Below are 21,363 nucleotides of genomic sequence, written 5' to 3'. Positions count from 1 at the left end.
GTGAAGATATGAAAACGATCATGTTAATCTGCGCCCTGCTTTTCGCGGGCATCGCACAAGCTCAAGTCTCAAAACTGGATGATATTTTTGAGCAATACAAAGAACAGAAGGGGGTAACCAGCATCAAGATCGGTAAGCCGATGTTTAAGATGTTGAATAAAATGAACATCGACGATGCGGATCTGGAAACGATCAGACCTTTATTCAGTAAAATAAATTCGATCAAGATGCTGATTGTTGAGGGCTCTCAACCGACGTTGAAAAACGCTGTCACTAATGCGGTCGACAATCTTAAGTTTGAAGAGCTGATGGTGGTGAATTCGGAGGGCAATAAGATTAAGTTTCTGGCGAAATCTGTAGAAGGCGATCTATTGAATAACCTGCTCTTAAGCATTGTTTCGGATGAGGATACCATCTTCATGATTCTTGACGGTGCAATGAGTTATGACGATATCAACAACCTAGTGAATAAAAACGATTAAAAAACCACGCATTATGAAAAGAGGAATAGGATTTATTGTAGCCGTTTGCATAGGATTATTATTGCAAAGCTGTTTTGTGAAAACCAGCCCAAATATGGCCTTTATCCATAAAGGCGATATCAGTCGCGATGCGGAAGTCGTATCGGTCAAAGTTCCGGGCATTTTAATGCGTACTTTTATCCTCGGCGAGCTGCGAGAGATGAAGGAGGAGGACCCGATGCTGGCGATGGCTTTAAAGAAAATAAAAAGCATCAAGCTAACGGCGATCGAAGGGGAGAAGGGACATCGTTTGCATGAGCGTTTCACGAACTACCTTGCCGATCAGCAATTCGAGGAACTGATGAGTATATACAGCGACGGCGCTAAAGTGAGCATCAATACCTTGACTAAAGGCGACCGTATAAAGAAGATTATGCTGGGAGTTGTTGATAATGAAGATCAGGTTTTTATTGAGCTCAAATCGAATATGAGCCTTAGCGAATTGAATCAATTGGTCGATCATTACGAGACGACTAAAAGCAAAGAGAAAAAAGATAAAATGAAATCTAATTCGAAAGATTTAGCATTTGCAAAATAGATATTGTTTCAATGTTTAGTTTAGAAGAGGTCGCTCGCCAGAGCGGCCTTTTCTTTTTATCTAAATCTAGCTAGTCTCTTGGGCAGATATAGCTTATACGAAAAAAGGAGTGACCTAATGCGATCGCTCCTTTTTCAATATTGTTTGGCTTTGGAATTATTTAGCTAATTCTTCAGCAATTGCTTTTCCAATTTCAGCAGGAGATTCTACTACACGGATTCCGCACTCACGCATGATTTGCATTTTTGCAGCAGCAGTATCATCCGCACCACCAACGATTGCACCAGCGTGTCCCATACGGCGTCCCGGAGGCGCTGTTTGACCTGCGATGAAACCTACAACTGGCTTAGTACCGTTTTCTTTAATCCAACGTGCAGCCTCAGCTTCCATGCCACCACCGATCTCACCAATCATGATGATACCTTCAGTTTCTGGATCGTTCATTAATAATTCAACAGCTTCTTTAGTAGTTGTACCAATGATTGGGTCACCACCAATACCGATCGCTGTTGTGATTCCTAATCCTGCTTTCACAGTTTGATCTACAGCTTCGTATGTTAAAGTTCCTGATTTAGAAACAACACCTACTTTACCTTTTTTGAAGATAAAGCCTGGCATGATACCAATCTTCGCTTCTTCAGCAGTGATGATACCCGGACAGTTAGGGCCAATTAAACGAGAGTTTTTGTCGCTCAAGTAAGATTTTACTTGAATCATATCTTTAGTAGGGATACCTTCAGTGATACAAACGATCAATGCGATTCCTGCAGCAGCAGCTTCCATGATTGCGTCCGCAGCGAATGCTGGTGGAACAAAAATAATAGATACGTTAGCACCTGTTGCATCAACAGCGTCTTGTACGGTGTTGAATACCGGACGGTCTAAATGAGATTGACCACCTTTTCCTGGTGTAACACCACCAACTACGTTTGTACCGTACTCAATCATTTGAGATGCATGATAAGTACCCTCGTTACCGGTGAAACCTTGAACGATTACTTTAGAATCTTTATTTACTAATACACTCATTTTGTCTTATTTTTTGCAACGCAAATCTACTATTTTGAACTGACTTCTAAAAATCAACTCGCTATCTATTTTGCTATTTCTTAATAAAGTTTAGTTTATTAACTAAATCCCACAAGACAATTCCTATCGTTACGGAAACATTGAAGGAATGTTTGGTGCCAAATTGGGGTATTTCTAGACATCCGTCGGATGCCGCAATTACGTCCTCTTCGACGCCATGCACCTCATTTCCAAATACAATAGCAATCTTTTCGTTTTCTGCGGGCTGGAAGGTTTCCAGGGAGATAGACTTGTCCACTTGTTCGATAGAATACACTTTATAGCCTTCTGACTGCAGTGTTTTGACAGCGTCTAAGGTTTGTTTGTGATATTCCCATACGACCGATTGTGTGGCTCCTAGCGCTGTTTTTTCGATTTCGCGGTGTGGGGGAGTCCCCGTAATTCCACATAGAAGAATTTTTTCTACAGCGAAGGCGTCTCCGGTTCTGAAAGCCGAGCCGACGTTGTGCATGCTGCGAACACTGTCTAAAACGATAACCAAAGGGGTTTTATCTTGATTCTTAAATGTTTCTACGTCAACTCGATTGAGCTGATCCATCGATAATTTTTGCATGTACAAAGATAAGGATTTGGAAAACTTTAAAAATGATTTTGAATATTAGTTTTTAGATGTTATTTTTGCAGTCCGAAATTAAATATAAAAAGATTAAAATATATAGCTAAGAGAAATGGCAAATCATAAATCAGCGATCAAAAGAATTAGAGCTAACGCTGCGAAGCGTCTAAGAAACCGTTACCAAGCAAAAACAACTCGTAACGCGATCAAAAAATTACGTCTTACAACAGATCCAGAAGAGGCGAAAGCGTTATATCCACGCGTGGTTTCTATGCTAGATCGTTTGGCAAAGAAAAATGTAATTCACAAGAAAAAAGCAAACAACAACAAATCTAAATTAGCGAAGTTCGTTAATAAGTTAGGTTAATCTGTAGCTTTTTCCTAAAAGATATATAGGGATGTGAAAACATCCCTTTTCTTGTTGGATAGGATTTAGAGTTTAGATATTAGATTTAAGACATTAGATATTAGACTTGAGACGTTAGCGTATGGTCTGAATACGCTAATGTCTTTTTTATTTATGGTTGTTAAGATCCTGCTCATCATATCATCCTTTTTTTTTGGTTCAGATGTTTCTGTTGTGAAAGGGGGGGTGTCTTTGGACCAAGAAAGGAAGGAAAGTTCGTGTTGAACGAGGAAAGGAAGGATGTTTTGTTTTGAACCAGGAAAGGAAGGATGCAAGGATTGGCAGGATCGGGTCTAACTACTAAATACTAGCTACTGACTACTATTTCTGAACCAGGAAAAGAAGGATGCAAGGATTGACAGGATCGGGTCTAATGTCTGTTGTCTGTTGTCTAATATCTAGTCTGAACCAGGAAAGGAAGGATGCAAGGATTGACAGGATCGGGTCTAAATACTAGCTACTAACTACTAAAAAAAAGAGTATGCAGGTAGCCCGCATACTCTAATGTCTTATATCTAATGTCTAAAATCTAATTCCCCAATATTTGCTTCACTACTGATTCCAGCTTGCTTTTATCTCCTTTGTAGTTGCTTAGATCAAACAATTCTACTTTTCTGAAGTCGATAGGGTGGCTTTCGCTTTGCAGGTAGATAAATCCTCCGTCTAGCAATTTGCCGTCAACTTTTTGTTTAGGGTCGTAGTTGTCGACATTCTTTCCGCCGATTTGTGGTTTGTTGTATTCTAATACGACTTTGCCATCTAATACGTGTTGGATTAGAGAGTCACCTAATACCACGAACTCTGCTGTTACCCATTGGTCGCCATGGTAGGTTTTTGATGTGGAGCTAAGGCAATGTGGGGTGAATAGCTTTTCTTTGATGACGACGTTGGTGCCGGGTGTACAAAGGTTGGAGTTCGTCCTTTCGTTCTTGCCGTCTCCACCGAGTAGTTGTCCTTCGATAGAAATAGGGAAATCCTGACCCTTCAGCATCGTCTTCGGATCCTGACCGTGCAGCATCGCGCCACTGTTTCGCCATGCCCAGCCTTCGCCGCCTTTAGTTTGCTCGTCTACAAAACGATATTCTACGCGTAATACATAATAGCTAAAAGGCTTGTTATAAGCGAGGTGGCCGTACTGCTGATTGAAATTGTCGTATCCGTCGTATCTTACTTTTAATAGACCGTCTTCGACACGGAAAGTATTGGCATAGTTGTCTCCAACTTCGTGCAATCTTATTTTCGGCGTCCAGTCCTTCATGTCTTTTCCGTTGAACAACTGTATCGCTTTTGGCGTTTTAACCGGCTTGTTGCTTACCTGCGCTTGGCTTCCGCATGCGCATAGTAGCCCCAATGCTAAGCCGAGGGTTAGGGATCTTAACTTCATCTTTATTCGGGATTATAATAGTAAGTTTCTATTTTTTACATACTCGCTTGGGCGCACGCCGATAACCTTATTAAAGGTATTGCTGAAGGTCGGAAGACTATTATAGCCAACGCGTAGAGCCACTTCATTAACGCTCAGTTTCTCGTCTAGCAATAGTTTTAAGGAGGTCAGCATGCGTAGTATCGTAAAATACTGGATGTATGACATGTTCAGTTCTTTCTGGAACAATCGCGCCAGCGTACGCTCGCTGATATCGAAATGCTCCGCTAAAGATTTAAAACTGATGTTCTCGGAGATGTTCTGCTCGAGGTAATTGACGATCTGCTTTAGCTTGTCGTTTTTCGGATAGGGAAGTGCTAGTGGGAGTTCTGCCGGAGAGATCTCGGGCAGAATCAACTTGAAAGCCTTGGCTATCGAAAACTTAGGTTCCTCTTCCGGGAAGATATTGCCATTCCATCGATTCGTAAACATAATCAGCTCATTCAATAAGTCGCTAACAGGATAGATATTGATCTTCTCGAAGAATGCTGTGTCTGTTTCGAAGGGCGGGAAGTATAGGTTTCGCATTACGACTTGAGGTCCGCTCGGGTGTATGCTATGTTTTACACCGGCAGGAATCCAGATATAATGGCGCGCTGGAAGAAAGTACGATTTGTCAGGAGTTTTTAAGAATACGACACCACCTTCAGTGTATAGAAATTGTCCTTTTTTGTGGTAATGTTCCGTAACGTGGTGTTCGCCCATTACGGCATGATGACAGTAGATGCTATGGTCAAAGGTGTCTACTTCTGTCAAGTAATATTTGTCAACATATTCTTTATGCATCCAGGGAAATGTATTTATGAGATATAAATTTCAAGTTTTTTATTGATATATGCAAAAGATGCAGTGTTGAAGCCTTTAAATGTGAGTGGAAACCCACTGAAATTTATGATTTGTGTCATGAACATATCCTGATTTCCTTCGTATATTTACTGCGTAAAGCTTCCGCGTTCTAGTGGCCTATGTTAATAATCGTTTGTTTATTAGGAATTTACTGTGGTTTTATGCGTTCTGATATACTGGTTAGTAATTGGTTACTTTTTTTGTGCACCAAATAATTAACTGTCTAATATGGATAATTTTAAAAATAAAATATTGATTAATATTGCCACGCCTTGACAATAGGCGTCTAATTGTAAAGAAATGTTAGAAAGAATTCGTTTAGAAAGACTAAAAGACAAAGTTACTACGGCCGAAGAGGCAGTGAAACTTATTGAAGATGGCATGGTTGTCGGATCGAGCGGTTTCACAAAAGCTGGAGATAGTAAGGTCGTTCTTCCAGCATTGGCAGAGCGAGCAAAGACTGAAAATATAAAGATTACCCTAATGACCGGCGCGTCTTTAGGTCACGGTACGGATGGTAAGTTGGCGGAAGCAGGCGCATTGAAGAAACGCATGCCTTTCCAAGTAGATCCGGTACTTCGTAGCAAGATTAACTCAGGTGAGGTTCTATTTATCGATCAGCACCTTAGCGAGAGTGCGGAGTTGTTGCACAATAAAAACCTTCCGGATGTAGATATTGCTGTTATTGAGGTAGCATATATCGACAGAGACGGTAGTATCATTCCGACCACTTCGGTAGGTAACTCAGTGACCTTTGCGTCTTTGGCAAAGAAGGTCATTTTGGAAGTCAATACATCCATTCCTGAAGATGTATATGGTATTCATGATATCTATCAGGCGGAAGATTACCCACATCGTAATGTTATTCCAATTGTTGCTCCGTGGAACAAGATTGGTCGCAAGACTATCCCATTGAATCCGGATAAAGTTGCTGCTATCGTATTTACCGACAAACATGATAGCCCGGCGGATATCGCAGAGCCTGATGCTAAAACATCGGCTATCGCGAAGCATATCCTCGAGTTCTTCGAAGAAGAGGTTCGTCTAGGACACTTGACAGATCGTTTATTGCCTATTCAAGCAGGAATTGGTAAAGTAGCGAATGCAGTATTGACTGGCTTTAAACATAGCAATTTCTACGACTTGACGATGTTCTCTGAAGTGTTGCAGGATAGTACATTCGACCTGATCGATGCTGGTAAGCTAAGTTTTGCATCAGCGTCTTCCGTAACAGTATCTCAAGCTTGTTATGAGCGCGTATTTGGGAACTTGCAACGCTATAGAGATAAGTTTGTATTGCGTCCGCAGAATATCTCGAATACACCGGGGCTTATTCGTCGTCTAGGAATTATTGCTATCAATACAGCGATTGAGTTTGATATCTATGGAAATGTGAACTCGACCCATATCGGCGGTACGAAGATTATGAACGGTATTGGTGGTTCCGGAGACTTTGCGAGAAATGCTTACTTGAGTATTTTCGTAACGCAGGCTGCTTCTAAAGAGAATAAGATCTCGCATATCTTGCCGATGGTGTCTCATACAGACCATACAGAGCACGATGTCGATATTCTAGTTACCGATATAGGTTTGGCAGACTTAAGAGGCCTAGCGCCTCGCGAACGCGCGCAAAAGATTATAGATAATTGTGTGCATCCTGATTATAAGGAAGAACTTCAATCCTACTTTGACAGAGCTTGTCAAAGAGGAGGACATACGCCTCATTTATTAGAGGAATCTTTCAGCTGGCACATCCGTTTCAACGAAACGGGTAGCATGAAGAAAGCATAAGACTTTATTTTTTGTTTATATTTTTGCAAAGAGGTAGCTGTCCCCAAAAAGGACAGCTTCTTTTTTCTGAAACTGTCTGTTTTCAAATGCCATCAAGAACTTTCATTCCTGTTGTAGTTTCAACGGAAACATGAAAGTGCTTTAAACCTTGCCGTATTTTCTTTTGCGGAGCCACTGCTGCGCCCCTGCAAATAGGAATAACAGGAGAATTGGAACTCCTACATTAATGACTTGCCAAAATAGCTTATCCGATTTTACCTGCGCCTGATCTAATAACCTCAACTTCACTTCGCGACCACGCAATGCGATCAGACTTTCATCATACAGCATGTAATCTACTAGATTATTCAATAGCGTTTTATTAGCGAATTGCTGTTGGGTATATCGATCCCAGCCCAGAGGAAAAGGAGATTGATCCACTTGGTTGACTTGATTAATCAGCCAATCACCATCGGAAATAACGAACATTTTTGCGTCTTTGGAAACTTGAGTTAAGTCTTTCCCTTCAGCAATTCCTTCCGGAGTAGGACGGTTCTCATAGAGGTATGGGAATTTTCCTTCCAACATAACTGCTACCGGAAGTGGCTTTGATTTAAATTTATTAGGATCAGGTTGTTCGTCCAATAGCTGTAATCCGATTTGGCTAGGTGGAGTCACCACTCTACTAAATGGGGAGGAGGTTAGAATAACCTCTTTTAGTATACCATGACTAGCGACGGTATCCAATGTACTGATAAATTCCGTACGTATTCCATCGAGGTTTTTTACCAAACTTGATTTGCTGGTAGGGACCAGGATAGGGAAGAAATACCAAGGTGCCAGCTCAATCTGCGGCTGTCCCGATATATTGCCTATTGTCACCGGAATCTGGCCGCAGTTTAAATCGGCAATCAAATCATAGTTAATCCGGACGCCATAAGTAAACAGCTGATCTTCCAAGTTCAGTTGTCGCGTTACGAGTGGCTGGCTGCCGGATTGCCGGATATGGTCTAAGCTCGCATCAATCGGGTCAATAGCCCAGATAATGCGGCCTCCGTTTCTAACAAAATAGTCTATCTTATATTTCTCCGCTTCGCTGAAAGCTCGCTGTGGCTTCGCGACAATCATTAGTGATAGCTGATCTAACGATTGGTAATTTGTCGAATCTAAGTTTACACGGCCTACCTGTCCGGTAGACATCAGCGACTGCATCGCATCATATAATTCTAGATCGCTAGGCTCGCCATGACCTTCGGTGAAACCTATAAAAGGAGTCTCGCCACTATTCAACTTTTTTAGGGCACTTGCAAAGGCATATTCTAAGTTCTGAACAGAATTGTTAAGCACATCCTCTGGGGCAGCACCCATCTTCGTCTGCAATAGATTGACAGCAATCTCTTGTTCACCATCGCCTACGATTGCCCAAGGAAAGATCGCTTTTTGCGACATTCCGCCATCGCTTTTAACATTGAGATTTGTAGGGTATAATCCACGTTGTATAAGCGCATTGCTAAATTCGCTTCTTTCCTTTTCACTGCCTTCCAATGGATTGATTACGTTGAAGCTTATTTTACCGCTGTTGTAAGAACGAAGATTGTTCAGCATTTCGACAGCGCTATTCTTCAACCGAGAAAAACCATTGGGAAGATCGCCATCCAGAAATATAGTAACCTGAATATCTTTCTTTATTGATTTTGCCAAGTCCTTACTTGTGTCCGACAGCGTAAATCGCTTGTCGGCAGTAAAGTCTATCCGGCCTAAATGGGAAGTAATAAAGGATTGGTTGAGAACTAAAACCAATACAATAGCACCCGCATACATGCTCATCGTCTTCCGTGTCGCTGTGAAAAAGCGATTCAGATGACCGATTGTAAAGACAATAAAGATAAAGGCAAGCGATATGAAATAGATCAAGTCAGCACCCGTTAATACACCGCGGCTGATATTGAAATAGTGTTCCTGAATCCCGAACTGTTTAATCCCGTATTCGAAAGCATAGAATGCGGAGAAACCGCTGATTGCATCGAAAGCATAATAGAAAAAGAAACATGCAAAGACTGCAATCAGGAACGCCACAATAGGATTCTTGCTGATACTGGAGCTAAAGATGCTGATGGCGATAAAGGCTATTCCCAAGAATAGCAATCCAACGTACGAGCCAATAATAGCACCAGTGTCTATATTACCGACGGGATTGGCTAGAAAGTATAAACTAATCGGATATACAAGCGTGGGAGCAATAGCTAAAACAAGAATTACCAAAGCACCGAAGAACTTCCCTAAGACAAGCTGGCTTATCGATATCGGGCGACTTAGCAGTAAGTCATAAGTGCCATCAGCTTTTTCCCCGGCAATGCTGCGCATGCAGATAGCAGGGATAAGAAATAGTAATACGTAAGGAGCAAGGTTAAAGAAGCTATCCATGTTAGCATAGCCTGCTTCAAGAATAGCGGTATCCGGGAAAATCCAACATAACAAGCCCGTTATCAACAGGAAAAGCGCAATCGCCAGGTATCCTGTATAGGCGTTGAAATAATTTGCAATCTCTTTTTTGAAAATACTGTACAAAGGGTCTTTATTTTGGTCTCTAAATTAGAAAATTACCCGTTGGGAACAAAACGTTCATTTTTTTCATGATGATACCGAAAGCGATAAAAACACATTGATTTCCTTTGAAAGCAGAGACAGACAGGTAAACTGTTCTGCGACTGTCGGTTTTAATACGAAAAAACGCGAGAGATATCTATCCCTCGCGCCCAAAGTCTTTTAGTTTTTGCTCTTAACGTCTTCCTGGTAAGTAGATTTGGAAACCTACAGAAACACCAAGTCCAGATTGTTTATTCGCAGCATCAATATTTGCTTTCGAATAGTTATATCCGAACATAGCTTCTAATGCTACAGTCTGCGTGATAAAATGCGCATAACCAACATTAGCACCAAGGTTTAACGATACATCGCTACCTGCAGAAGATCCGCCGATACCAATATCACCTTGACCGAAGAAACGACCTGTTGCTGAGGCACCACCTGGAAAGTAGTAACGAACGAATGGCGAAATTCCATATCCCCATTCATTGTCAGCATCTTTTACAGAAGTAAAGCCTAAGTTTGCTTGAGCTCCGATTGCTAAACCATCGGTCACAAAATAACCAGCACGTGGGTTAACATTAATATTGAATGATTTGCCTTCAAAGCTATAACCTAAACTTCCTATAGAACCACCTACCATCCAATTTCCTTGTTTGATTGGATCCATACCAACATCTGCTGATGTTTGTGGCCTTGTTTCAATTTCTACTTGTGCATTGCTGTAGCTTAAACAGCCAACGGATAGAGCTAGGGTAAGTAATAAATTTTTCATATGCTATTGTGTTTATATATAATGAACAGTTGTACTGATAAATTGTTTAGGTATTTGTTAAAATTCAACAAAAATAGAGTCTGCGATATTGATATTATTATAACATCGTAGAAACATTTGTTGTTTATTCTGTAAACGAATAAACTATCAGTAACATTATATAGAAACTTTGAAGAGAAATATTAAAAAAGAAAGCGTAGAGAAACAACCACAAGCCTAGTTGCTGTGCTGCACGAATATCTCCTCCATACTCATGCCCGGAAACTGAGAAGCAAATTCTGCCTTAGCAATCTGTAGTCTCAATTCACCCTTATTGATGATGATGATTTCATCGCAGATGGCCTCCACTTCCTGCATGATGTGGGTAGAGAGCAATACTGTTTTTTCTTTCCCTAGGGTTTTTATGAGATTCCGAATCTCAATGATCTGTTTGGGATCTAAGCCGGTCGTAGGCTCATCCAGAATAAGAACTTCCGGGTCATGGATAATTGCCATTGCCAGTCCGACGCGCTGTTTGTAGCCTTTAGAAAGCTGATGTATTTTCTTATGCTGTTCGGCTTGTAGGCCTGTAAGTTCGATGACCTCTCGGATACGTTGTTGTTTATTCGCAATCATATGCAGATCTGCCTCAAAAGACAGCGCCTCCTGCACATACATATCAAGATATAAAGGATTGTTCTCCGGGAGATAGCCTATTCTCTTCTTCAATGCGAGCGCCTGATTAGACACATCCATGCCTAGAACCTTGACAGACCCGGCTTCGAAAGGGAGAATGCCCGTCAATACCTTCATGCAGGTTGATTTACCCGCACCATTGGGACCAAGAAAGCCAATAATCCTACCAATGCTCGTTTGAAAGCTAATGCTATTTAATGCGCGTTGCTTCCCATAAAGTTTCGTAAGCTTGTCAACCTCAATCGCCATGTTATTGAATGTATTTAGAACGGATATTACGCTTCTTGATATAATAATCTAATGCTTTGGCTGCCTCATAAGGACGGTCGGAAGAAAGGATATCAGCACCGCGATCCACATATTCAGCATAGACTTGATAGCCCGCTTTTTCTGCCGATCGGTCTAAGTTGCCGATAGTTCCCAAGATAGACTTGATACCATGCAAACGAAGTGCTTTGTACAAGCTCGAGTCAGGTTCGCTCGTGCCTACGAAGGCAACCAATCTATTATCAGGAATATCTAAATTGCTTAGGCGTGTTAAGTCATCAGGTTTTTTGATACTGGCCGATATCATTAAGTCTGGAGCCAAACGGTTGACAACCGCTGCCTGATTAGCAGAATAAGTAATAATAATCGTGTTTGTCTCTGTCTGCGTCTTGCGGATCAGATCAACCACTAATTCGTAAGGAACTTCTTTCTTTACATCTAAGGTATAGATCACAGCATTCTTACCCCAAATAAGCGCTTGCTCCAATGTAGGGATGCCATAACGCGTAACTTGTCCTTCGGAGTCTTTTAGTTTCAGATCCTTTAGCTCAGCGTATGTCTTATTGATAACTTTGCCTTTCCCAGTTGAAGTGCGGTTCAGCGTTTCGTCATGCATCAAGACGAGTACAGAGTCTTTTGTAATACGCACATCGCACTCGATGATAGCCGGCATTTCTCTTGCTAATTCCGCAAAAGATGCAATGCAGTTTTCGGGATAGTCTGGGAAACCGCCACCACGATGCGCACTGATCAAAGGATAGGAATTTTCAGAATAGGTTAGAAAGTCGTAAAACTCTTCAACGCTGTTGATATTGAAACGTTGAGAAACTTTTGGATACATTTCTACATTATCAGGTGCAGTTCCACGGAAACAGCCCGTGGCACCGATTAAAAGGAAAGCGGCTAAACCAATAATCTTACTAACTCTAATCAGCATCGTTCTTTTGGTATTCTTCAATAATTGAAATAAGTTTTTCTAAAGGAGTGTTGATCTGATCAACATGTATATGCGCTCTGTCGTAATATGGCGCTCGCTCAGCTAATTTCTCTTCAATGAATGCTAATAGTTCTTCACCTGAGAATCCCTTCAATGCAGGGCGTTTATTAACGTCGGATTGACTTAGTCTATTCCATAACGACTTCGGACTATGCTTCAAGTATAACACTGTGCCATTCGTCAGCAACCAATCCATATTGTCAAAATAACAAGGGGTGCCACCGCCGGTAGAAATAATGCCCGAGCGCCCTTCTTGCTCCTGCATCACCAGTTGTTCCACTTTACGGAAAGCTTCTTCGCCATGCTGCTGAAAGTATTCCGGGATGCTCATCCCGATTTTCTCCACAATGACATGATCCATATCGATAAACGGAACTCCCAAGGCATTCGACAACTTCTTTCCCCAGGTGGTCTTTCCGCTGCCCATAAACCCAATCAAAAATACCGGCTTACCCATTATTGCATTTTATCGAAATAGTTCTTAATCAGCTCCTCTTTCGTTGGGAAATTGTGTTGCGACCATTTCTTGACCACAACGCCATTCAGCATCAACATCACGCCTGGATTCGAACGGACCATGCTCTTCAAAGGCACAGCATCCACATAGAAAGTTTCCAGTACCAGGTCCATCTGATCATTCAGATAGTTCACATCTTCAGTTGAAGATGCAGTCGCTAAGATTGCGCGAATATTATAGTCCTCAGAAAGTTCTCGAATGGTATTATTAATGCGATCCAATGCTTTAAAATCAAATGGTGAAAGCTTGGTCAAATCTCTGCTCACGACGATAAAGTTAAAGTATGGGTTGCTGATCACTTCCTCTGTACGGTCAGTACCTTCGATATCCGTAATGATTAAATCAGGAATAGGCAATTCGAAACCCTTCTTGATCAGCTTGCTTTCCGGATCGCCAATAACCTCTAAATTCTCATCTTCCCACAACTTTTCGCCCAAATATTCTTTATCGGTCACCTTCTTGATCTCGCCCGTAGTTTTGTTCTTCAGCTGATAAATATGCTCATAAACATCAGGTTCAGCACCTCCCGGAATCTTGCGAAGTTCGACCAAGTTATTTCCCTCTTTGTATGGTAGGAAATCAACGAACGGAAGGAAATATAAGGTGTAGATGCCGATTCCAAAAGAAGCGATAATAATAAAAAGCGTCAATAAATTACGCGTAAATAAGCTTCTGATAAACGGCTTGATACGGTCTCTATAAATAAAAAGAGGGATGATCAATGCTAATAATACGATATCCTTAATAAAGGACTCCCAAGGAGTTAATGGAATAGCATCGCCAAAACAACCGCAGGATTTCACCACTTCGAAGAAAGCAGAGTAAAAAGTCAAGAAAGTAAAGAAGATAATCAGTAAAAATAATCCCCATGCGACTTTTCTTCCGGCAATTCCCAAGATCAGCAAAGCACCAAGGATAATCTCTAAAGCACATAGCGCAATAGCAATCCAATGGGTATAATCATTAAGGAAATTCAGACCGAAAACATGGAAATACTCCTGAAGTTTATATCCGAATCCGAGTGGGTCGTTCGCTTTTATTAATCCGGAAAAGATGAATAATATCCCGACGATGAGCCTAGGAATCCATAGCCATAAAACTGGTTTTTCTTTTTTTTGCGTGTTGAAACTGCCTGTATATGTCATTATTCTGCTTTTTCTGCTAAACCCAATTTAATCAATGCGAAGACCGCATAGTTTAGCATATCTTGGTAATTGGCGTTTAGACCCTCTGATACTAAGGTCTCGCCGTTGTTGTCTTCAATTTGTTTCACACGATGTAACTTCGTTAGGATCATATCTGTCAATGAGGAAACGCGCATATCGCGCCATGCTTCGCCATAATCATGATTCTTCGCCAACATCAGATCACGTGTCAGATTCACTTTCTCCGTGTATTTCGCCTCGACATATGCCGGGTCCAGATTATCTTCTCCATCTTCGCCGAGTTCCAACTGCATCATCGCGATAACGCAGTAATTGATGATACCGATATACTCGTCGATTACTCCTTCGCCCACCTTAGAAACCTTCTTTACTTCCAACGTACGGATGCGCTGTGCTTTGATATAAAGCTGATCGGTAATCGAAGTCAGGCGCATAATGCGCCAAGCCGTACCATAATCTTTTGTCTTCTTGATAAATAAATCTTGACATTGAGCGATGACACGGTTGTATTCAGAGATGGTATCCATATAATATTGAGTACTTTTTGATGCTAATTTTCACAAATATAACGAGAATTAACTAGACCTTATGGTCAAGCCAGTGTACATTTTTAGGTTTAGTTCCGAATTTTTGCTGTTTTCCGCTACCTTTGAAGATACAGCAGGAAAAATCTGTTGCTATAGACTTTCAGTAGCCTATCAAATTTAAACAATCTACAATGGAAATAAAGAGTCCTGAAATTAGGGAGGTAAATATTATCCGCTATATACAGCCATTTCGTGAAGGGGGTTCTCTACCGGGCTTGGTCGATGCGGATGACGGTTTCAGCTATGTTATTAAATTCCGAGGAGCAGGGCAGGGGAAGAAAGCATTGGTCGCAGAATTTATCGGTGGTGAATTGGCGCGTTTTCTGGGGCTGCGCGTCCCGGAGATGGTGTTTGCCCATTTGGATGTCGGCTTCGGACGGACTGAACCCGATGAAGAGATCCAAGATCTGCTTAAATTCTCCGAAGGCAAGAACCTCGGCGTACATTTCCTGAATGGTTCCATAACTTTTGATGCCAATGTAGATACCATTGGTGCGGAAGAAGCATCGAAGATTGTGTGGTTAGATGCATTACTGATGAATGTTGATCGCACTGCGAAGAACACCAATATGCTTGTTTGGCATAAAGAGCTTTGGATAATCGACTACGGAGCGGCGTTGTACTTTCACCACAGTTGGGATAACTGGGAGGAACAGATTGAGAAGCCATTTGTACAGATCAAGGATCATGTATTGCTGAATCAAGCATCCGAAGTAGCAAAGGTCGATCAAGAGTACAAAGGCTTGTTTACCCGCGAGAACATCGCGAAGGTGCTTTCTGCGATTCCCGACGAGTGGCTAATCGACGATGTCAGGAATCTAACGGCAACTGAGGTGCGCGAAGTTTACGTCGAATTTATCGCTCGACGCGCCGAACAATCTGAAATTTTTGTAAATCAAATCCAAGATGCACGATAGAACCCTATACGAATATGCCGTAGTTCGGCTGGTTCCTCGTGTGGAAAGAGAGGAATTCTTGAATATTGGCGTGCTGCTGTATTGCCGAAAACAGCGCTATGCTGAAATCCTGTATAATGTCGATCAGGAACGATGTTGTCACTTGGCGAAGGATATCGACTTTGAACAAATCGAAGCCCATTTACATTCAATGCGCCAGGTTTGCCAAGGATCAAAAGATGGAGGTACATTAGCCCAACTTGATCAAACCGAACGCTTCCGATGGTTAACAGCCTACCGAAGCACCCTTATCCAGTGCTCGCCTGTTCACCCGGGCTTATGTATCGATGCCGCAACGACGCATCAAGAATTATTCGAAAAATTAGTGCTATAAAACCCGTAATTTAGCATTAGAACGCATACTTATGAATATGAAAGACTTTTATGAGCATATCTTCCAGAAGCAACAAGCCGTTCAAGATATGCCCAGCAATAAACAGATTGCGCAGTGGGCAGTCGCATTGATGCACCTGCTCTTCCCAGAGCGCAATTCGCACACCTACCATGAGCAAGCCGATGTGGAGGCTGCCTTTCAGGTATCCGAAGCCGAGTTGTACCAGCTATTGCTCAAAACAAAGGCCTGTGCAGAATGTGATGTGAAGAAGGTGGCAGCGACTTTCTTTGAAAAGCTGCCGCAGAACTATCAGGTTATGCTGACCGACGCACAGGCGATCCTCGACGGCGATCCGGCAGCAAAGAGCTTGAACGAAGTGATACGAACCTATCCCGGCTTTCTGGCGATCTGCATCTACCGCATTGCGCACGAATTATTGATTCAAGGAATCCCTTTGATTCCGCGTATCCTGACCGAGTATGCACATTCCAAAACAGGAATCGATATACACCCGGGCGCGCGCATTGACGAATACTTGCATATTGACCATGGAACTGGTGTCGTGATTGGTGAAACTTGTATCATCGGAAAGCATGTGAAACTTTATCAGGGCGTAACGCTGGGAGCTTTAAGCGTAGACAAGAGCTTGTCCAATACACAGCGTCACCCTATTATCGAAGATCATGTAATCATCTACGCCGGAGCAACCATCCTCGGTGGGGAAACCATCGTCGGACATCACTCTGTTATCGGCGGGAATGTATGGCTAACTGCGAGCGTCGCACCATACACGACTGTATATCATCAACCGAATTCTAAATTTATCGACTCTAAACCGCTAGCATAATGGGAAATATTATAGAGACAATAGGAAACACCCCTTTGGTCGAAATTACTCGATTTCACAACAACCCAAAGGTTAAGATATACGCCAAACTAGAAGGCAACAATCCTGGCGGTTCCGTGAAGGACCGCGCAGCCTTGAATATGATTCGCTCGGCAATGGAACGTGGAGAAATTAATAAGGATACCAAGCTGATCGAGGCAACTAGCGGTAATACTGGAATTGCCCTGGCGATGATTGCGAGTATGTTTGGTTTATCGATGGAGTTGGTGATGCCTTCCACGTCGACGCGCGAGCGCACCTTGACGATGGAAGCCTTTGGTGCTAAAGTAACCTTATTGGAAACCATGGAAATTTGCCGCGACTATGCCGAAGAAAAGGCCGCAACAGGCGAATATTTTATCTTAAATCAGTTTGCGAATCCAGACAACTATGCGGCACACATCAAGACCACCGCACCGGAAATCTGGCGAGATACGGAAGGCAAGATTACGCACTTTGTGAGTGCAATGGGAACAACCGGTACCATTATGGGCTGTTCAATGTTCTTAAAAGAGCAAAACCCAGAAATACAGATCGTAGGCTGCCAGCCAACGGAAGAATCTTCCATTCCCGGAATCCGAAGATGGCCAAAGGAATATCTGCCTAAGATTTTCGATGCCTCACGCGTAGACCGAGTAATCGATATTGCACAGTCAGATGCTACGCAAAAGGCAAGAGAACTAGCTCGCCTAGAGGGGGTGTTTGCCGGCATGAGCTCCGGCGGAGCGTTCCACGCTGCCCTTCAAGTTGCAAATGAAATCGAAGAAGGCGTCATTGTCTTTATCGTTTGCGATAGAGGAGATCGATACCTAAGCTCCGATTTATTCGGATAGCCTATAAATAGCTGCGCCAGTAAAACTTCCTTTACTGGCGCAACTTATTCAAGTTTCGAAACGGTATTACCTTCCATCCAAAGACCATACTTCATAGATAGGGTCTCCTTTCGACGAGAGTCCCGAGTGATGCCAATCCTTATCTTTTATCTCCCCCTTAAAAGTTAATTTTGCGCCAACACGGCTATTGTCTCTCGAGAAGAATACAATCTCTTCTACGTAATCATTATTGTTGAAACTGTATTTACCACCACCAGTACCATAGAATCCTTTCTCTGCCGGATTAATGGCGATCCACTGGAAGTAGCCATCGACAAGTAATTTGATCGTTTTACGATCGCCACGCGCAATGGTCGACATCTTGTTATCTTGTTGGCGGCCGGTGATGCGCCAAAGCCCATCAAGGCCTTGTTTTTTTGCATTTTGTTTTTTGAAATCGAGCCCATCGATGTTCACATTTTGAGCGCTCAGAATGCTTTTTAACGTTTTGTCAGCACCTACCTCTGCCGGATTAGCATCGCTGTATTCTATTTTAACAGTCAGGCTATTTGCGTCAGTCGTATATGGACCTCCCCAGGTAGAGAGGTATTTGTTGTCTTCATATTTAATGTATGATAAATAGCCATCGATCAATAACATCAAATGATTGGTTTGACCATCTTTTGCCAAGTAGGCGCCGTTTGTTGCTGCCTTTTCCTGAGCATAAAGGCTCGTGGAAAGCAAAATAACAAGGAAGATTGAGAGAATTCTTTTCATGTTGTTTGTCGTTTTGGTTATCACTAAATATAATTAAAACCATTTAAGTATCAAACTGTTTGCTTTTCTTGAGAGTTTCTGCGGCCGGGATATCGTCATTCGAATGTATCTTCCACGACGGAATTTATATCTCTCACGGAAAAGAATTAAATTTGCAGATATTTTAAATCATTAATACCATTGCGACACTTTATTATTACGCTGCTCACTTCTCTCATTGTACTCTCTACTTGCCAATCCAGCTTGGCGCAATCGGACTCCCTACAAATTAGCACAGCGGATTCGCTCCGTTTTAAAGATCCTGCTTTCCTGAAAGATACGTTGACCTGGAACTTGAACCCCAAAAGAGAGAAAAAGTTCTGGCGCGCAGGAGCGGAGTGGTTCCTGGCGCAGGCATTACCCGCATCCTTCAATCGCTTTATTACACGCGACCCCTATTCTTATATCACGTTTCAGAATTTTATAGACCATCAGCGATTTAGTGCTTGGGACTGGGATGATAACCAATTTACCACCAATCAAATCGACCATCCCTTTCACGGGCAGATTTATTTCAATGCATTCCGCAGCAATGGCTATAATTTCTATGAGTCGAGCATAGCTACTGTGGCAGGAAGTTATATTTGGGAAACAGCCGGCGAAACGCAACATCCTTCGATCAACGACCTCGTGAACACAACCTTCGGGGGGATCCTTTTAGGTGAGATGATGCATCGCGTATCCCGAAACATCTTAGCAAGAAACAAACATCATCATAACCGTATCGGAAATGAGATCGTCGCGACCATCGTCAATCCGGTAAGTGGCTTAAACCGCCTGCTCGACGGTAAATGGGGCAAGAATGTGGAAGATTACTTTCTAGTAGACTCATCTGTCATTGCTGCAGAAGTCGACATGGGTTTCCGTCGGTTCGATGCGAAGGAGGGCGACTTCCTGGCGAAGGGAAAGAACGCTTTCTACGGACGCCTCCGCTTCCGCTATTCCAATGGCGATCATAATTACAAAAGACCATTTGATCAGTTCTCCGTGAACTTAGAATTGGGAAGCGGCGATAGCTCATTCATCAATGCCGTCAACGTGCATGCACTGCTCTATGGCGCCAAATTCTTTAAGTCGCAAAAAGGCGAACACTTCGGAACCCTCAATGCGCATTATGATTTCTACAACAACGATGCATTCTTCTATGGTGCACAAAGTATCAACTACAATTGGGTATCCGAGTTCCGCTATAAGAAGAATAATCGTTTAAACCTGAGCGTCGGTGCCGGTGCCGTAGTTTTAGCTGCGGTTCCCGATCCCTACCTACTGTACGGAGCAAGCAGGAACTACAACTATGGCCCGGGAGCATCCTACCGCTTCCGCGGAGAGCTCAGCCTCCTGAACACACTCATGATCTCTGCAGACTATAATGGTGGCGTGTTCTTCACCATCTCCGGTAATGATTCATATTATATCCTCCACGGACTTAATACCGAAGCCAGCCTGCGCTTATACAAGCGCTGGTCCATTAATTTAAGCTCCGGTTACTTCAACCTACAAGGTCACTTTAAAGACGAGCAATACCCAGATTTCAATAGGGAATATCCTTATGGAAGGCTGTCTATTGGTTATAATATTTTTTTCTAAGCGGGCTTAGATATTAGATGTTAGACATTAGACCTGTGGCGTCCTGTTTTGGTGGTATTTTCAAGGGTATGCAGGATGTTTTGTCTTTGAACCAGGAAAAAAAGGATATGCAGGATCCTGTCGATCCTTACATCCTTTCTTTCCTGGTTCAAAACAAAATTTCCTTAAATCCTTTTATACGCCGCAAAACCCGATCCTGTCGATCCTTACATCCTTTTTTTCCTGGTTCAAAACAAAATTTCCTTCCTTTCCTGGTTCAAGACAAATTTCCCTTCATTTCTTGGTTCAGACAAAAATATAGCTGCAATGAATCAATCCCAATACAAAACCCTTTCAGAACCCTTTCAAACCCAAATCAAACCCCTTCTGAAAGGGCTTTGATTTGGGTCTGAAAGGGCATTTATTGAGGTTTGATTGCTCGCAATCCCCTCTTGCTCTTTAACGATTATTTAATCTCTATTGTGGGAAATAATGTTAAAATATTCTTATGTTTATTGCGTGAAAACTATTTAATATTTTATGAAAAAAAACTACTCCTTATTGAGCAAGGCTCTCTTTGCTTTTCTTCTTTCGATTGCGGCATCCGGTAACTTCGCGTTTGCGCAAAGTGAGGATTTACACTTGCAAAAATTGCATGCAGTCGAACTTTCACCGGCAACTCCCGGAGTTCGATACATCTATGAGACACCAATTTCTCCAAAGTCAACCTTCGAGTTTACAGCGGGTCTAGATGCCAGTTTGATTTTTGCTTACTCAAATTCTTATGTCAAGATTAATCAAGATCGGATTGAAGAGAAAGAGAGGCGATTTCAGCTTTACCTGACTCCGAATATTGGCCTGGCGTATAAATACTATTATAACATGAATAAGCGTGTTGAGGCAGGCAAGAATGTGAACAATAATGCGGGGAACTATATTGGATTGCGACTGATCAATGGTTTGGAAGGTTGGACAACGGAGAAGGTAAAAACCGAGACATATACCATGGAAAGTCAGGGATTTTCTAAAAACTACATCGGATTCGCCTCAGCCGTTTGGGGGATGAACAGAAACCTGGGTAAGAACTTTGTATTTAATTTTGAAGTAGGTCCGGGAATTGTGTTTGGGGAAGACAGGGAGTCAGAATTCTTTTTACGTTTGAATACGGGGTTCAAGAAAGTATTCTAACCCGAAATAAAACTGTCATGTTTCCATTGAAATACCAACAGGAATGAAAGTTCTTGATGGCCTTTGAAAACAGACACTTTCAGAAA

22 protein-coding genes are annotated in these 21,363 nt (G+C 42.2%); 10 read left to right on the top strand and 12 right to left on the bottom strand.

The window, feature by feature from the left end:
- Nucleotides 1-8 precede the first annotated feature (8 nt).
- Both B2400_RS00595 and B2400_RS00590 read left to right on the top strand, forming a co-directional pair.
- A complete protein-coding gene (locus tag B2400_RS00595) occupies nt 9-482 on the top strand; it encodes a DUF4252 domain-containing protein (RefSeq protein WP_293930154.1) in 474 nt (157 codons plus the stop codon).
- 13 nt (nt 483-495) lie between these two features.
- Entirely contained in the window at nt 496-1,059 is a 564-nt protein-coding gene (locus B2400_RS00590) for a DUF4252 domain-containing protein (protein ID WP_293930152.1), read from the top strand.
- Between the two features lie 156 nt (nt 1,060-1,215).
- Here B2400_RS00590 and sucD read toward each other — a convergent pair whose 3' ends face one another.
- Entirely contained in the window at nt 1,216-2,088 is an 873-nt protein-coding gene (gene sucD, locus B2400_RS00585; protein WP_149526925.1) for a succinate--CoA ligase subunit alpha, read from the bottom strand.
- 73 nt (nt 2,089-2,161) lie between these two features.
- On the bottom strand, nt 2,162-2,701 hold the full coding sequence (locus tag B2400_RS00580; protein ID WP_293930150.1) for an RNA methyltransferase: 540 nt from the start codon (nt 2,699-2,701) through the stop codon (nt 2,162-2,164).
- Nucleotides 2,702-2,816: 115 nt separating this feature from the next.
- Between B2400_RS00580 and rpsT the strand changes: the two genes are divergently transcribed.
- Nucleotides 2,817-3,071 carry a 30S ribosomal protein S20 gene (gene rpsT, locus B2400_RS00575; protein ID WP_149526923.1) on the top strand — a complete coding sequence of 85 codons (255 nt, stop codon included), beginning with the start codon at nt 2,817-2,819 and terminating at the stop codon, nt 3,069-3,071.
- Nucleotides 3,072-3,639: 568 nt separating this feature from the next.
- Here rpsT and B2400_RS00570 read toward each other — a convergent pair.
- Both B2400_RS00570 and B2400_RS00565 read right to left on the bottom strand, forming a co-directional pair.
- Nucleotides 3,640-4,494, bottom strand: coding sequence for a 3-keto-disaccharide hydrolase (locus tag B2400_RS00570; RefSeq protein WP_293930147.1), 855 nt, complete (start codon nt 4,492-4,494; stop codon nt 3,640-3,642).
- A 12-nt stretch (nt 4,495-4,506) separates the two neighbouring features.
- Nucleotides 4,507-5,319, bottom strand: a complete 813-nt coding sequence (locus tag B2400_RS00565; RefSeq protein WP_149526921.1) for an AraC family transcriptional regulator — start codon at nt 5,317-5,319, stop codon at nt 4,507-4,509.
- 360 nt (nt 5,320-5,679) lie between these two features.
- On the opposite strand from B2400_RS00565, the gene B2400_RS00560 reads away from it, so the two are divergent.
- On the top strand, nt 5,680-7,170 hold the full coding sequence (locus tag B2400_RS00560; protein ID WP_293930145.1) for a succinate CoA transferase: 1,491 nt from the start codon (nt 5,680-5,682) through the stop codon (nt 7,168-7,170).
- Between the two features lie 141 nt (nt 7,171-7,311).
- Here B2400_RS00560 and gldG read toward each other — a convergent pair whose 3' ends face one another.
- The 7 genes from gldG to B2400_RS00525 form a co-directional block, all read right to left on the bottom strand.
- Nucleotides 7,312-9,717, bottom strand: a complete 2,406-nt coding sequence (gene gldG, locus B2400_RS00555; RefSeq protein ID WP_293930143.1) for a gliding motility-associated ABC transporter substrate-binding protein GldG — start codon at nt 9,715-9,717, stop codon at nt 7,312-7,314.
- Between the two features lie 211 nt (nt 9,718-9,928).
- Nucleotides 9,929-10,510: a porin family protein gene (locus B2400_RS00550; protein WP_149526918.1), complete on the bottom strand. Its 582-nt coding sequence runs from the start codon at nt 10,508-10,510 to the stop codon at nt 9,929-9,931.
- Between the two features lie 216 nt (nt 10,511-10,726).
- Nucleotides 10,727-11,434: an ATP-binding cassette domain-containing protein gene (locus B2400_RS00545; protein ID WP_293930140.1), complete on the bottom strand. Its 708-nt coding sequence runs from the start codon at nt 11,432-11,434 to the stop codon at nt 10,727-10,729.
- Nucleotide 11,435: 1 nt separating this feature from the next.
- On the bottom strand, nt 11,436-12,389 hold the full coding sequence (locus B2400_RS00540) for a glycerophosphodiester phosphodiesterase family protein (RefSeq protein ID WP_293930138.1): 954 nt from the start codon (nt 12,387-12,389) through the stop codon (nt 11,436-11,438).
- Nucleotides 12,379-12,906 carry a shikimate kinase gene (locus B2400_RS00535; protein WP_293930137.1) on the bottom strand — a complete coding sequence of 176 codons (528 nt, stop codon included), beginning with the start codon at nt 12,904-12,906 and terminating at the stop codon, nt 12,379-12,381. The genes B2400_RS00540 and B2400_RS00535 overlap by 11 nt, the downstream gene beginning before the upstream one ends.
- Nucleotides 12,906-14,111, bottom strand: a complete 1,206-nt coding sequence (locus tag B2400_RS00530) for a BT_3928 family protein (RefSeq protein WP_293930136.1) — start codon at nt 14,109-14,111, stop codon at nt 12,906-12,908. The genes B2400_RS00535 and B2400_RS00530 overlap by 1 nt, the downstream gene beginning before the upstream one ends.
- Nucleotides 14,111-14,659 (bottom strand): DUF1599 domain-containing protein, encoded by a 549-nt coding sequence (locus B2400_RS00525; protein ID WP_149526914.1) that lies wholly within the window; start codon nt 14,657-14,659, stop codon nt 14,111-14,113. Before B2400_RS00525 ends, B2400_RS00530 begins: the two co-directional genes overlap by 1 nt.
- 191 nt (nt 14,660-14,850) lie before the next feature.
- On the opposite strand from B2400_RS00525, the gene B2400_RS00520 reads away from it, so the two are divergent.
- The 4 genes from B2400_RS00520 to cysM are packed head-to-tail and all read left to right on the top strand — an operon-like array spanning nt 14,851 to nt 17,728.
- Nucleotides 14,851-15,636 (top strand): HipA family kinase, encoded by a 786-nt coding sequence (locus tag B2400_RS00520; RefSeq protein WP_293930134.1) that lies wholly within the window; start codon nt 14,851-14,853, stop codon nt 15,634-15,636.
- Nucleotides 15,626-16,009: a DUF3037 domain-containing protein gene (locus tag B2400_RS00515; protein ID WP_293930133.1), complete on the top strand. Its 384-nt coding sequence runs from the start codon at nt 15,626-15,628 to the stop codon at nt 16,007-16,009. The genes B2400_RS00520 and B2400_RS00515 overlap by 11 nt, the downstream gene beginning before the upstream one ends.
- Before the next feature lie 37 nt (nt 16,010-16,046).
- Nucleotides 16,047-16,856: a serine O-acetyltransferase gene (locus B2400_RS00510; RefSeq protein WP_375542871.1), complete on the top strand. Its 810-nt coding sequence runs from the start codon at nt 16,047-16,049 to the stop codon at nt 16,854-16,856.
- Complete coding sequence (gene cysM / locus B2400_RS00505) at nt 16,856-17,728, top strand: cysteine synthase CysM (RefSeq protein ID WP_293930130.1); 873 nt, start codon at nt 16,856-16,858, stop codon at nt 17,726-17,728. Before B2400_RS00510 ends, cysM begins: the two co-directional genes overlap by 1 nt.
- A 66-nt stretch (nt 17,729-17,794) precedes the next feature.
- On the opposite strand, the gene B2400_RS00500 is transcribed toward cysM, so the two are convergent.
- Nucleotides 17,795-18,484 (bottom strand): hypothetical protein, encoded by a 690-nt coding sequence (locus B2400_RS00500; RefSeq protein WP_293930129.1) that lies wholly within the window; start codon nt 18,482-18,484, stop codon nt 17,795-17,797.
- 180 nt (nt 18,485-18,664) lie between these two features.
- On the opposite strand from B2400_RS00500, the gene B2400_RS00495 reads away from it, so the two are divergent.
- A complete protein-coding gene (locus B2400_RS00495; protein ID WP_293930127.1) occupies nt 18,665-20,110 on the top strand; it encodes a DUF3943 domain-containing protein in 1,446 nt (481 codons plus the stop codon).
- Between the two features lie 519 nt (nt 20,111-20,629).
- Nucleotides 20,630-21,277 carry a hypothetical protein gene (locus tag B2400_RS00490; RefSeq protein WP_293930126.1) on the top strand — a complete coding sequence of 216 codons (648 nt, stop codon included), beginning with the start codon at nt 20,630-20,632 and terminating at the stop codon, nt 21,275-21,277.
- The last annotated feature ends 86 nt before the right edge of the window (nt 21,278-21,363 follow it).

Source organism: Sphingobacterium sp. UBA6645 (assembly GCF_002455685.1).
Lineage (GTDB): Bacteria > Bacteroidota > Bacteroidia > Sphingobacteriales > Sphingobacteriaceae > Sphingobacterium > Sphingobacterium hotanense.
This window is presented reverse-complemented; position numbering and strand designations above follow the sequence as displayed.

Bases quoted from the DNA above. Each gene is read 5' to 3' on its own strand.
- B2400_RS00545 (WP_293930140.1), bottom strand. From the start codon at position 11,434: ATGGCGATTGAGGTTGACAAGCTTACGAAACTTTATGGGAAGCAACGC.
- B2400_RS00525 (WP_149526914.1), bottom strand. From the start codon at position 14,659: ATGGATACCATCTCTGAATACAACCGTGTCATCGCTCAATGTCAAGAT.
- B2400_RS00560 (WP_293930145.1), top strand. From the start codon at position 5,680: ATGTTAGAAAGAATTCGTTTAGAAAGACTAAAAGACAAAGTTACTACG.
- sucD (WP_149526925.1), bottom strand. From the start codon at position 2,088: ATGAGTGTATTAGTAAATAAAGATTCTAAAGTAATCGTTCAAGGTTTC.
- B2400_RS00515 (WP_293930133.1), top strand. From the start codon at position 15,626: ATGCACGATAGAACCCTATACGAATATGCCGTAGTTCGGCTGGTTCCT.
- B2400_RS00520 (WP_293930134.1), top strand. From the start codon at position 14,851: ATGGAAATAAAGAGTCCTGAAATTAGGGAGGTAAATATTATCCGCTAT.
- cysM (WP_293930130.1), top strand. From the start codon at position 16,856: ATGGGAAATATTATAGAGACAATAGGAAACACCCCTTTGGTCGAAATT.
- B2400_RS00490 (WP_293930126.1), top strand. From the start codon at position 20,630: ATGAAAAAAAACTACTCCTTATTGAGCAAGGCTCTCTTTGCTTTTCTT.
- B2400_RS00595 (WP_293930154.1), top strand. From the start codon at position 9: ATGAAAACGATCATGTTAATCTGCGCCCTGCTTTTCGCGGGCATCGCA.
- B2400_RS00590 (WP_293930152.1), top strand. From the start codon at position 496: ATGAAAAGAGGAATAGGATTTATTGTAGCCGTTTGCATAGGATTATTA.
- B2400_RS00530 (WP_293930136.1), bottom strand. From the start codon at position 14,111: ATGACATATACAGGCAGTTTCAACACGCAAAAAAAAGAAAAACCAGTT.
- B2400_RS00570 (WP_293930147.1), bottom strand. From the start codon at position 4,494: ATGAAGTTAAGATCCCTAACCCTCGGCTTAGCATTGGGGCTACTATGC.
- B2400_RS00510 (WP_375542871.1), top strand. From the start codon at position 16,047: ATGAAAGACTTTTATGAGCATATCTTCCAGAAGCAACAAGCCGTTCAA.
- B2400_RS00565 (WP_149526921.1), bottom strand. From the start codon at position 5,319: ATGCATAAAGAATATGTTGACAAATATTACTTGACAGAAGTAGACACC.
- B2400_RS00535 (WP_293930137.1), bottom strand. From the start codon at position 12,906: ATGGGTAAGCCGGTATTTTTGATTGGGTTTATGGGCAGCGGAAAGACC.
- rpsT (WP_149526923.1), top strand. From the start codon at position 2,817: ATGGCAAATCATAAATCAGCGATCAAAAGAATTAGAGCTAACGCTGCG.
- B2400_RS00580 (WP_293930150.1), bottom strand. From the start codon at position 2,701: ATGCAAAAATTATCGATGGATCAGCTCAATCGAGTTGACGTAGAAACA.
- B2400_RS00550 (WP_149526918.1), bottom strand. From the start codon at position 10,510: ATGAAAAATTTATTACTTACCCTAGCTCTATCCGTTGGCTGTTTAAGC.
- B2400_RS00540 (WP_293930138.1), bottom strand. From the start codon at position 12,389: ATGCTGATTAGAGTTAGTAAGATTATTGGTTTAGCCGCTTTCCTTTTA.
- B2400_RS00500 (WP_293930129.1), bottom strand. From the start codon at position 18,484: ATGAAAAGAATTCTCTCAATCTTCCTTGTTATTTTGCTTTCCACGAGC.